At 50.5% G+C, this 3,007-nt stretch carries 3 protein-coding genes; 2 read left to right on the top strand and 1 reads right to left on the bottom strand.

Annotated features, from left to right (window positions below; all coding sequences use genetic code 11):
- Nucleotides 1–902 (bottom strand): DUF475 domain-containing protein (locus Q0140_RS03065; protein ID WP_297961733.1); only part of this gene is annotated, 902 nt, incomplete at its 3' end.
- A gap of 87 nt (nt 903–989) precedes the next feature.
- Between Q0140_RS03065 and Q0140_RS03070 the strand changes: the two genes are divergently transcribed.
- Both Q0140_RS03070 and Q0140_RS03075 read left to right on the top strand, forming a co-directional pair.
- Entirely contained in the window at nt 990–2,309 is a 1,320-nt protein-coding gene (locus tag Q0140_RS03070) for a Na+/H+ antiporter NhaC family protein (protein WP_297961736.1), read from the top strand.
- A 198-nt stretch (nt 2,310–2,507) separates the two neighbouring features.
- Complete coding sequence (locus tag Q0140_RS03075; RefSeq protein ID WP_297961739.1) at nt 2,508–2,951, top strand: copper resistance protein CopD; 444 nt, start codon at nt 2,508–2,510, stop codon at nt 2,949–2,951.
- Nucleotides 2,952–3,007: the final 56 nt, after the last annotated feature.

Genomic DNA, 3,007 nt, shown 5'->3' on the forward strand with positions numbered 1-3,007 from the left:
GTTATGATCTCGCTTACTTCAAATTTCAGCTTGGCAAACATTATAAACGCCAAACACGCGATGGCGTAGTGCGCGCCGTGCTCCAGATACGCGAAGTGCGACAGCATGCCGCGGGCGATGAGATACAGCGTGATAGAGCGCACGAACATCGAGCCGGCGCCGAGACCTAGCATGATGATGAAGATATTATCGCTTAGCGCAAACGCGCCGATCACGCCGTCGAAGCTAAAGCTCGCGTCCAGGGTTTCTAAATACAAAAAGCCCGCAAGGCCGTTTTTTACGCCGTCCGTGCCGAAAAGGCGGTCGAAGCAGGAGATGAGAAGATAGAGCAGGATCGCGCCGAAATACGCCGCGCCGAGCGTAGCCGAGCCCGTTTTAGCAAGCAGCACGAGCCCTGCGGCTAGAGCGATTAGCGTGGGGGTGTTTGGAATGCGCTTTAAAAATCGCACGAGCCCGTTATTTTCGATTATGCCTAGCCAGTGTAGCTCGCGCTGCGTATCGAAGAAAAAATCACAAAAGACCATCAGCAAAAACGCGCCGCCGAAAACATAAATTTGCGCTTCGTTCTCGCTTAAAATTTCATGGTAGCGCTGCGGCTGCTTAAGCGCCAGCACGAGGGTTTCCCAAAGACCCAGATGCGCGCTTGCGGCGACGATGAGCACGGGGAATAAAAACCTCATGCCAAAAACCGCGATCGGAATGCCCCAGAGGATAAATCTGCTCTGCCACACCGGCGCCATATCTTTTAGCACCTTGGCATTGACTACGGCGTTATCGAAGCTGAGGCTGATTTCCAGCGCGCACAAAAGCGCACAGATATAAGCGGCACCAGCACCGCCGATATAAAATGCGATAGCAAGCGCAATTAGGCTTACTACAAAAGAGGAGTAAAAATATTTCATCGCTGTCCTAGCCGATTTTTTGCGCGATTTTAGCAAAATTTAGCCCTAAATTCTATATAATTGCAAAAATTCCAAAAAAGGCAAAAGATGCTTACCAATCCCGTATTTATCAGTATCTGTGTGATGTGCGCGCTATGCTTGCTGAGGTGCAACGTAATGCTCGCGATCCTAATCGGCACGATATGCGCCGTGCTCTCAAGCAATATCCCGCTGGGCGATGCCATAAATTTATTCATAAACGGCAACCCTGAAAACGCCGGCAGCCTCGGTATGGGCGGAAATTTAGAAACCGCGCTCTCATATCTGCTGTTAGGCGTCATCGCAAGCGCGATCTCAAAGACTAACCTAACGGCGATCTTGGTGCGCGCGGTGGCAAATTTAATCAGCGATAAAAAATATATCTTTATCTTTTCGATTGCCTTTTTTGCGTGCTTTTCACAAAATTTAATCCCCGTGCATATCGCCTTTATCCCGATTTTGATCCCGCCGTTAGTTAAGATCATGAACTCGCTAAAGATCGATCGCCGCGCCGTAGCGTGCGCGCTGACGTTCGGCTTGCAGACGCCGTATATGGCGCTGCCGCTGGGATTCGGACTTATCTTTATGGGGCTAATCGAAAAAAATATGAACGCAAACGGCATCGCAGTAAGCCTAAGCGACATATCGAGCGTGATGTGGCTAAGCGCCGTGCCGATGCTCGTGGGGCTAGTGCTGGCCGTGATCTACTACCGCAAGCCGAGAGACTACGCCGAAACCAAACAGAGCCTGGATGCGCATTTTAGCGAACTTAAGATGGGCATGCGCGAATGGGGCGCTCTAGCGGGCATTGCGGTGTGCTTCGCGGTGCAAATTTGGATCAAATCCCTTCCGTTTGCCGCGCTTAGCGGAATTTTAGTAATGCTTGCGAGCAAAGGCATCGAGTGGAAGAAGCTCGATAACGTATTTGACGAGGGCGTGCATATGATGGGCTACATCGCGTTTTTGATGCTGATCGCCGCAGGATACGGCACGATCTTAAAAGAAACCGGCGGCGTGAACGAGCTGGTGCACGTAGCGAGCACTTTAAGCGGCGGCAAGCTCGGCGGCGCGCTGCTGATGATCGGCATCGGGCTACTCGTGACGATGGGTATCGGCTCGAGCTTCGGCACGATCCCTATCATCGCTACGATATACTGCCCGCTAGCAGCACAGCTTGGCTTTAGCACGGCGGCGACGATCTTTATCATCGGCGTGGCCGCTGGTATCGGCGATGCGGGCTCGCCTGCGAGCGATAGCACGCTCGGGCCTACCGTGGGGCTGAATATCGACGGCGAGCATAGCCATATGTGGGATACCTGCGTGCCTACCTTTATTTTCTTTAATATCCCGCTGATCGTATTCGGCATAATCTTTTCGATGATGCTTTGAAATTTTATAAAATTTAGCCGCGCGGCTTTGCTTTTAAATTTGCCCGCGCGATTTCGTCGAAATTTATTTGCGCCGTTCGCGCGGTTTGCTTAAATTTAGCCGCTTTAAATTTAACCGCTCACGGCGCATTGATGAAAATCATTGCTAAAATTTGAAATTTCGCATAAAATGGGCGAAATTTCATAGCAAGGAGCGGCGGTGGAGCAAATTTATTCTTACGTGCAGATTGTCCATCTCATCTGCGCCATTATCTTTTTGGGCTACATATTCTTTGACGTCGTGATTTTTATGCGGCTTAAAGGCACGCTGGGTGCGGATTTTGAGCGCGTTAAAAAAGCGATCGGCTCGCGTGCGATTAAGATTATGCCGGTTTGCCTTTTTACGCTGATTATCACCGGCGGAATGATGATGAGCCGCTGGGTCGGAAGTGCTAACGGCGGGTATTTCGGCACGCCGCTTCAAAAAATCTTTATGCTAAAAGTTGCGCTCGCGCTCATCATCGCCGTGTGCGTAGCGATAAATTTAAGCTGCCGCGCGATGGGAAGGCCCGCGCCTGAGTTTTTACGAGCAAATATCCACAAAATCGCTTTTGTATTCGGCTTCATCATTGTGCTTTGCGCCAAGCTGATGTTTGTAGTATGATTTATGGCGCAAAATTTAGCGCTGGCGGCACACTTTTATCGTGGAATTCTATAGCG

Source organism: uncultured Campylobacter sp. (genome assembly GCF_938045405.1).
Taxonomy (GTDB): domain Bacteria; phylum Campylobacterota; class Campylobacteria; order Campylobacterales; family Campylobacteraceae; genus Campylobacter_B.

What these genes read in the sequence shown, in the direction of transcription:
- Q0140_RS03070 (WP_297961736.1), top strand. Translation starts at nt 990, where the DNA reads ATGCTTACCAATCCCGTATTTATCAGTATCTGTGTGATGTGCGCGCTA.